General features: G+C 62.1%; 9 protein-coding genes. 5 read left to right on the top strand and 4 right to left on the bottom strand.

Features of this window, described 5'->3' with window-relative positions:
- Positions 1-3: 3 nt before the first annotated feature.
- From MAXJ12_RS14485 to MAXJ12_RS14500, 4 genes are all read right to left on the bottom strand, one after another.
- A complete protein-coding gene (locus MAXJ12_RS14485; RefSeq protein ID WP_008836647.1) occupies positions 4-939 on the bottom strand; it encodes a DUF5996 family protein in 936 nt (311 codons plus the stop codon).
- A 16-nt stretch (positions 940-955) separates the two neighbouring features.
- Complete coding sequence (locus MAXJ12_RS14490) at positions 956-1306, bottom strand: cupin domain-containing protein (protein WP_008836648.1); 351 nt, start codon at positions 1304-1306, stop codon at positions 956-958.
- Between the two features lie 18 nt (positions 1307-1324).
- On the bottom strand, positions 1325-2611 hold the full coding sequence (locus MAXJ12_RS14495; protein WP_008836649.1) for an O-acetylhomoserine aminocarboxypropyltransferase: 1287 nt from the start codon (positions 2609-2611) through the stop codon (positions 1325-1327).
- Positions 2612-2761: 150 nt separating this feature from the next.
- The gene (locus MAXJ12_RS14500) at positions 2762-3283 is read right to left on the bottom strand and encodes a CoA-binding protein (RefSeq protein ID WP_008836650.1); all 522 of its coding nucleotides are present in this window, start codon (positions 3281-3283) and stop codon (positions 2762-2764) included.
- Between the two features lie 215 nt (positions 3284-3498).
- Between MAXJ12_RS14500 and MAXJ12_RS14505 the strand changes: the two genes are divergently transcribed.
- The 5 genes from MAXJ12_RS14505 to MAXJ12_RS14525 form a co-directional block, all read left to right on the top strand.
- Positions 3499-4218, top strand: coding sequence for a FadR/GntR family transcriptional regulator (locus MAXJ12_RS14505; RefSeq protein ID WP_008836651.1), 720 nt, complete (start codon positions 3499-3501; stop codon positions 4216-4218).
- 61 nt (positions 4219-4279) lie between these two features.
- The gene (locus MAXJ12_RS14510; protein WP_008836652.1) at positions 4280-5254 is read left to right on the top strand and encodes a sialic acid TRAP transporter substrate-binding protein SiaP; all 975 of its coding nucleotides are present in this window, start codon (positions 4280-4282) and stop codon (positions 5252-5254) included.
- 87 nt (positions 5255-5341) lie between these two features.
- Positions 5342-5914, top strand: a complete 573-nt coding sequence (locus tag MAXJ12_RS14515) for a TRAP transporter small permease (RefSeq protein WP_008836653.1) — start codon at positions 5342-5344, stop codon at positions 5912-5914.
- A gap of 3 nt (positions 5915-5917) precedes the next feature.
- Complete coding sequence (locus MAXJ12_RS14520; protein WP_008836654.1) at positions 5918-7324, top strand: TRAP transporter large permease; 1407 nt, start codon at positions 5918-5920, stop codon at positions 7322-7324.
- On the top strand, positions 7321-8029 hold a 709-nt coding region (locus MAXJ12_RS14525), incomplete at its 3' end, for an alcohol dehydrogenase catalytic domain-containing protein (RefSeq protein WP_008836655.1). The genes MAXJ12_RS14520 and MAXJ12_RS14525, both read left to right, overlap by 4 nt.

The raw sequence follows: 8029 nt of genomic DNA on the forward strand, positions 1-8029 counted from the left end.
CCGCTACAACCGACGCGGCCGGCGAGGCTGACCGGGAGCGCATTCCAGCGTCTTTCGGTCCCAGCCGCCGAGATCGGCAGCAGCCCGATAGCTCGATTCCAGGAAAGCCAAGAGCGTGGCTTCGGGGTCGTCCGCGAGCCGCACGGCATCATAGGGCAGCAGAAATTCGCCCAGGCTCGTGTCGAAGTAGGCTGCCTCCGGCAAGACATGCGCATCGGCAAATCCGTCCGGAGCGGGATAGGCATAGGAATAGAATGCCGGGAAGTCGATCGGCCCTCCGCCCGGCCAGAAACCTGCTGAGGAGACCTCGTGGCTATAGGCTTCACGCGTCACGTCGTCCGGCAATGCGGGGACTCCACCGGGGTGCAAGGGAGCCGGGCGGCCGGAAAAGCGCGTCACCGCTAAGTCAAAACTCCCCCAGAACAGATGGACCGGGCTGACCTTTCCGAGAAAGCTCGTCCGAAACCGCTTCAGCACCCGATCGACCGCGACGCTCGCCTGAAAGAAGCGCGTCACCGCGTCGCCGTCATAGGGACGTTCCGCGCGATCCTCCTCGAACGGCACCGGGTCAGGGATCTCGTTCGGGCAGCCGTCAAAATCGGCGACGCCGCCCAGTTTTCGCACCATCTCCACGAACCGCGCCTGAAAGGTCGCAACGGACATCGGACCGAGGGCGAACCGCGCGGTCCGGCCGTCGGTGGCGGCTCCGACGACTGCATGCTCGATCAGATCGAAGGCGATCTCGATGCCGCCCGGTCCGTCAGGAACGATCGACGTCGTGAAGCCGCGCCCATCGACGTAGAAGGTCGCATGCCAGGAATGATTGACCCATGGGGTGCGGGCAAGCCGGTATTTTCCGGCGATCTGCATATAGAGGTGCAGCGCCGAGCAGGTTTCGCGCCAAGGCTGGTAGGGGATGTCGGGCCACGGAACTTTCAAGCTCTCCCCTCCTGCCCTACACCCTCACCACATATTCCTTGCGCGTAGTCTCGACCACCTCCCAAGTGCCCTTGAAGCCGGGGCGGAGGACAAAACTGTCGCCTGCCCTCACCGTACGCGCCTCGCCGCCGTCCTCGGCGATAACCGATACGCCCGACAGGATGTGGCAAAACTCCCATTCGTCATATTCGATCCGCCATTTGCCGGGCGTCGATTCCCATATGCCGGCATAGACGCCGCCTTCCGCCTCCTCGATATTCCAGGTCTGGAATTGCGGCTCGCCGGAGATCAGCCTCCCTTCCGCAGGCGTTCCCGATTCCGGGTTCGTGCCAGCGAGCGCTATCGCCCGAAAATGAGAGACATACATGGGCTTACTCCACTTCGCTCACCCTAGTTTAGCGAACACCTGCTCCAGATCCGCGATGATGTCCTCGACATTCTCGATGCCGACCGAAAGCCGGACCACGTCCGGACCGGCGCCGGCCGCGACTTTCTGCTCGTCGGAAAGCTGGCGGTGCGTGGTCGATGCCGGATGGATGACCAGCGATTTTGTGTCGCCGATATTTGCAAGGTGCGAGAAGAGTTCGAGCCCTTCGACCAGCTTGACGCCCGCCGCATAGCCGCCCTTCAGGCCGAAGGTGAAAACCGCGCCCGCGCCGAGCGGCGAGTATTTCTGCTGCAGCGCGTGGTTCTTGTCTTCCGGAAGCCCGGGGTATGAGACCCAGGCGACCTGGCTCTGCTTCGACAGCCATTCGGCGACCTTTTGCGCATTGTCGCAATGACGCTGCATCCTGAGCGGCAGGGTCTCCAGTCCGGTCAGGATCAGGAAGGCATTGAAGGGCGCTATCGCCGGACCGAAATCGCGCAAGCCCAGCACGCGGCAGGCGATGGCGAAGGCGAAATTGCCGAAAGTCTCGTGCAGCACCACGCCGCCATATTCGGGGCGCGGGTCCGACAGCATCGGGTAATTGCCGGATTTCGACCAGTCGAACGTGCCGCCGTCGACGATCACGCCGCCCATCGAATTGCCGTGGCCGCCGATGAACTTCGTCAGCGAATGCACGACAATGTCGGCGCCGTGCTCGATCGGGCGCAGCAGATAAGGGGTGGCCATGGTGTTGTCGACGATCAGCGGCAGGCCATGCTTGCGCGCGATCTCGCCGATCGCGGCGATGTCGACGAATTCACCGCCGGGATTGGCGAGGCTCTCGACGAAGATGCCTCGCGTCTTGCCGTCGATCTGGTTCTCGAAGGTCGAGATATCGTCGACATCGGCCCAGCGCACCTCCCAGCCGAAATTCTTGAAGGCATGGCCGAACTGGTTGATCGAGCCGCCATAGAGCTTGCGTGAGGCAACGAAGTTTTCGCCGGATCGCATGATGGTGTGAAAGACCAGCAATTGCGCGGCATGGCCGGAAGCCGTCGCCAGCGCCGCGGTTCCGCCTTCGAGTGCTGCAACGCGCTCCTCCAGCACCGCCTGGGTCGGGTTCATGATGCGGGTATAGATGTTGCCGAACGCCTTCAGTCCGAACAGTGAGGCGGCATGGTCGACATCGTCGAAGACATACGCCGTCGTCTGGTAAATCGGCGTGGCGCGTGCGCCCGTCGCCGGATCGGGCTTGGCGCCGGCATGAACGGCCAGCGTGTTGAAACCCGGAATGCGCTGAGACATTTTTCCTCCAAAATCCGGTTATGAAATTTGCGGTCTATTCTTGGCGAAGCCGAACCCGAAATGCAAAGAACAAAATGCCCGCGGCAGGACGCCGGGCGCATCGCCAGGATGCGGAATCCGCGATCGGCGGAATGGATTTGCGAAAAAGCGCTACTTCTGCCGGACGCCGAAACTCTGGAAGCCCGAACGCATGATCGGCTTCTTCGACGACAGCACGCCGGAATTGACGCCGTTCCAGCCGATCTCGCCGGCAAGCCGGGCATATTCGATTTTCGGGCAACGGTTCATCACCACCTTGATGCCCGCGGCTTCGGCCTTGGCCGCCGCCTCGTCATGGCGGATGGTAAGCTGCATCCAGATCACCTTCGGCAGCGGATCGAGCAACAGGGCTTCATCGACGATGGCCGGCACTGCACTCGATGGCCGGAATATGTCGACCATGTCGACCGGTTCCGGGATATCGGCAAGTTTTGCGTAAGTCATGCGCCCGAGTATCTCCTTCCCCGCCTGCCTCGGATTGACGGGAAACACCTTAAATCCCTTGGCGATCAGGTACTTCGCCACGAAGAAGCTCGGCCGGACGTCATTGGCCGAGGCGCCGACGATCGCGATCGTCTTCACCGAGTTCAGAATGCCGGAGATATAGGAATTATCGTAGGAATCGTGATTCATGCGCCCAATCTGACCGTTGGCCCGAAATTTGTACCGCCCCTCGTATCGATATTTTCTCGCAATCGCCACGCCAAGCGGCGCCCGAGGACCTCCTCTGGCGGATACCCGCCCAATTCATCGTCTGCTCCTTGACTTCTCGAATTTTCCGAAGCACGTTGCATAAATCGGTCAGACCAATTTACCACTTGCCGATAACGCATGGGAGGAATTCGGCAATGCCGATCCAGGCGGTTGAACCACGTCGGCTTTACCGGCAGATCGCCGATCAGCTCAGGCAGCTGATCGAATCGGGCGAATTTGCCGCCGGCGAACGCCTGCCGACTGAGCGCGAACTCGCCGATCAGCTTGGTATCTCCCGCCCGACCGTCCGTGAGGCGCTGATTGCGCTGGAGGTCGAGGGCAGAATACGCATTCGTGTCGGTTCCGGCATTTACGTCACTGAAACTCCACGCGCCGCCGCGTTGGCAGCCGAAACGGACGAAGGACCCTTCGAGCTGTTGCGTGCGCGTGAATTCATCGAAGGGGCGATCGCCGCCGAAGCCGCGCTCCACGTCCAGCCCGCCGATCTTGAACTGCTGGACGATGTGTTGCGCCGGATGGAAGATATGAGCCATCCGACCAAGGTGACAATTGCGCTCGACCGCGAATTCCATACGGCCGTGGCCGGCATTCTTGGAAATGCCGTCCTGGCGCGCTTCATCGGCGAATTGTTCGACCAGCGCATGAACCCTTACTTCCAACTCCTGTCGAGCTATTTCGAAAACAGGGAGTCCTGGCGGGCGGCCGCCGAGGAGCATCGCGCGGTGCGCGACGCGATCGCCGCGCGCGACCCGGAACGGGCGAAAACTGCAATGCAGGAGCATTTGCGGTTGTCGCAACTGAGATTCTCACGCAATTTCGGTGAGAAATCCGTGGGCCGGGAGGTCACGGAATAGAAGTCGGCCGGCCTGGAGGAGATCCAGCCGGAGCAGCCAATCCATCACAGGGAGGAATACGATGTTGAGGAAATACGCAGTTCTTTTCGGCACGATCGCAGCGATCGCCATGCCCATGGCTTCCGCTTCGGCTCAGACGGCCCTGAAATGGGCCCATGTCTACGAAACCTCAGAGCCTTTCCACACCGAGTCGGTGTGGGCGGCCGAAGAGATCAAGAAGCGCACAGATGGACGCTACACGGTCGACGTCTTCCCGGCCTCGCAGCTCGGCAAGGAAGCCGACATCAACCAGGGTCTGACGCTTGGGACCGTCGATATCATCATTTCCGGATCGAGCTTCGCGGCGCGTGAATATCCGCGCATCGGCGTCACCTATTACCCCTACATCTTCCGCGACGCCGACCATTTGCTCGCCTATGCCAAGAGCGACATCTACAAGGAGTTGACGGCGGGCTACGAGGAAGCGTCGGGCCATCACATCGTGGCGACAACCTATTACGGCACCCGCCACGCGACGGCGAACAAGCCGCTCGAGAAATGCGCCGACATGCAGGGCCTGAAGATCCGCGTTCCGGATGTTCCCGCCTATCTGGCCATGCCCCGCGCCTGCGGCGCCAACACCGCTCCGATCGCCTTCGCCGAAGTCTACCTTGCCCTCCAGCAGGGCACGGTTGAGGCGCAGGAAAACCCACTGACCACGATCGAGGCGAAGAAGTTCTATGAGGTGCAGACCCATATCAACCTGACCGGCCATATCGTCGATCACCTGAACACCATCGTCTCGCAGACGCGCTGGTCGCAGCTTTCGGACGAAGACAAGGCCATCTTCACGGAAGTGATGCAGGAGGCCGCCGCGCGGGCGACGGAAAAGATCGTCGCGCGCGAGCAGGAACTCGTGCAGGAGTTCAAGGACAAGGGCCTGACCGTCGTGGAATCCGACACCGCTGATTTCGAGAAGAACGTCCTGGAAAAGGCGACCTTCGAGGAGTTCGGCTACGAAAAGGCCGACTGGGAAGCGATCCGCGCCGTCAAGTAAATCGGCGCGAAATCCCGGCCCGGCGCGACCTGCGCCGGGCCGGTCTCCATGCGCAGTCCCGATCTCCCCATTTCCGGAGCAGCGACCATGACCGAGGAAGTCCACACCCAAGTTACTGCCGAAGAATTGGCGCATGCCTTCGAGGAAGAAATCGCGCCTGTCGATCTGTCGCGCTACGCGCTCGAGGACTGGCTGACGCTCGCGGTGTTCTGGGGCATGTCCCTCTGCGTATTCTTGCAGTTCTTCACGCGCTACGTCCTGAACAACAGCCTGGCCTGGACCGAGGAGATCGCGATCAACTGCCTTGTCGTCGTGGTTTTCCTGGGTTCGGTCATGTGCACGCGCATGACGCGCCACATCCATGTCGACATCCTCTACAAATATCTGCCCGCGCGGGCCGGGCGGGTCCTGGCGCTCGTCGTCAGCCTGATCGCGATCGGCTTCTTCGCCTATATGTCCTGGCTGCTGTGGCGCTATGCCGGCATCGTCCAACGCGAGCGGATGGTTACAATCAATCTGCCGCGCAACATCGTTTTCTACACGGTCTTCGCCGGTTTCGTGCTGATGACGCTGCGCCAGGTCCAGGTCTTCGTCGCCGACCTCAGGCGTGGATATTCCGTGCTCGAACGTCCCGCCGAATTCGACGGATATGGGATCTGAACCATGCTGCTCCTGATCGGATCCTTCCTCCTCCTGATGATCGTCGGCACGCCAGTCGCCGTATCCATGGCGGTGGCGTCGCTGCTCTACCTCGTCTTCTACAATGTCGCGCCCGACATCATCACGGCGCAGCGCATGATCGCGGGCGTCGAAAGCTTTCCGCTGCTGGCGGTGCCCTTCTTCATCCTCGCCGGCAATCTGATGAACAGCGCCGGCGTCACCGGCCGCATCTATACCTTCGCGCTGGCCGTCGTCGGCTGGATGAAGGGCGGGCTGGCGCAGGTCAACATTCTGGGATCCGTGGTCTTCGCCGGCATGTCGGGCGCGGCCTTGGCTGACGCTGCCGGCATCGGCACGATCGAGATCAAGGCGATGAAGGACCACGGCTATCCGACGGAGGCGGCGGTTGGCGTCACCGCGGCGTCCTCGACGCTGGGGCCGATCTTTCCGCCATCCCTGCCCTTCGTCATCTACGGCATGATGGCGAATGTCTCGATCGGCGCGCTTTTCATGGCCGGCATCCTGCCCGGACTGGTGATGATGGTGCTGATGATGATCACGGTGGCAATCTTCGCCTACCGCCGCGGCTGGGGCTCGGACACGCCGTTCAGCCTGCGCCGGCTGATCGCCGCATCGGCCGAGGTCCTCGTGGTCGCCGCCTTTCCGGTGCTGGTCTACCTGCTTTCGCTCACCGGGGTCTCGCTCAATCTCGCCGTCGGCATAGCGCTGGTCGTGCTGATCGCGCTCGACTGGTATTTCGACTTCGCCGCGGTCATGGCGCTGATGACGCCGGTGATCCTGATCGGCGGCATGACCATGGGCTGGTTCACGCCGACGGAAGCCGCGGTTGCGGCAGTCATCTGGTCGCTGTTCCTCGGCCTCGTGCGCTATCGCTCGATGACGCTGCGCTCGCTCGCCAAGGCCAGCTTCGACACGATCGAGACGACCGCCTCTGTGCTCTTCATCGTCACCGCCGCATCGATCTTCGCCTGGCTGCTGACGGTTAGCCAGGCTGCGCAGTATTTCTCCGACTTCGTGTTCTCGCTGACCGATAACAAATGGGTCTTCCTGATCCTGGTGAATGTCTTGTTGCTCGGCATCGGCTGCTTCCTCGACACGATCGCGGCGATCACAATCATGGTGCCGATCCTGATGCCGATCATCGCCAAATTCGACATCGATCCGGTGCATTTCGGGCTGGTGCTGACGCTCAACCTGATGATCGGGCTGCTGACGCCGCCGCTAGGCGTGGTCATGTTCGTGCTGTCGCGGATTTCGGGCCTGTCGATCGAGCGAACCACCATGGCGATCCTACCCTGGCTCGTTCCGCTGCTGATCGCGCTGCTCGTCATAACCTTCATTCCTGCCCTTTCACTGTGGCTGCCGACGCAACTGGGACTGATCCGATGACCGACCATGCAATCGCCGCGACCCTGTTCGGCCCCCAGGATCTGCGGATGATAGAACACCCGCTCGGGCCGCTCGCGCCGGGCATGGTGCGGATTCGCTTCGGGGCCGGCGGCATATGCGGGTCCGACCTGCACTATTTCCGTCATGCCCGCACCGGCGATTTCATCGTCACTTCGCCGCTGATCCTCGGCCACGAGATTTCAGGCGAAATCGTCGAGATCAACGGTGCAGCGCCGGGCCTGAGCGTCGGCGACCACGTCGCGGTCAATCCGTCGCGCTGGTGCGGACATTGCGCCCGCTGCGTGGAGGGCCGCGCCAATCTCTGCGAAAACATCTACTTCATGGGCTCGGCTTCCAAGACGCCGCACATGCAGGGCGGTTTCGCCAGCGTCTTCGACGCCATCCCGGCGCAATGCGTGAAAGTTCCGTCGCATGTCGCCTACCAGGCGGCCGCACTTGCCGAGCCGCTTGCGGTAAGCCTGCATGCTGTAGCGCGCGCCGGCGATATCGCCGACCGCAATGTCATCCTGTTCGGGGCCGGGCCGATCGGGCTTCTGACCATGCTCGCGGCCAAGCTCGAGGGCTGCGGAGAAATCACCGTCGCCGACATAGCCGAAGCTCCCCTCGCCTTCGCCAGCAAGCTTGGCGCGGACCGCACCGTCGACCTCTCCGGCGGCGACGCCGAGCTGAAGGCGCTGGGGGCCC

The sequence above is a fragment of the Mesorhizobium alhagi CCNWXJ12-2 genome, assembly GCF_000236565.1.
GTDB lineage: Bacteria > Pseudomonadota > Alphaproteobacteria > Rhizobiales > Rhizobiaceae > Allomesorhizobium > Allomesorhizobium alhagi.

What these genes read in the sequence shown, in the direction of transcription:
- MAXJ12_RS14490 (WP_008836648.1), bottom strand. Translation starts at nt 1,306, where the DNA reads ATGTATGTCTCTCATTTTCGGGCGATAGCGCTCGCTGGCACGAACCCG.
- MAXJ12_RS14495 (WP_008836649.1), bottom strand. Translation starts at nt 2,611, where the DNA reads ATGTCTCAGCGCATTCCGGGTTTCAACACGCTGGCCGTTCATGCCGGC.
- MAXJ12_RS14500 (WP_008836650.1), bottom strand. Translation starts at nt 3,283, where the DNA reads ATGAATCACGATTCCTACGATAATTCCTATATCTCCGGCATTCTGAAC.
- MAXJ12_RS14505 (WP_008836651.1), top strand. Translation starts at nt 3,499, where the DNA reads ATGCCGATCCAGGCGGTTGAACCACGTCGGCTTTACCGGCAGATCGCC.
- MAXJ12_RS14510 (WP_008836652.1), top strand. Translation starts at nt 4,280, where the DNA reads ATGTTGAGGAAATACGCAGTTCTTTTCGGCACGATCGCAGCGATCGCC.
- MAXJ12_RS14515 (WP_008836653.1), top strand. Translation starts at nt 5,342, where the DNA reads ATGACCGAGGAAGTCCACACCCAAGTTACTGCCGAAGAATTGGCGCAT.
- MAXJ12_RS14520 (WP_008836654.1), top strand. Translation starts at nt 5,918, where the DNA reads ATGCTGCTCCTGATCGGATCCTTCCTCCTCCTGATGATCGTCGGCACG.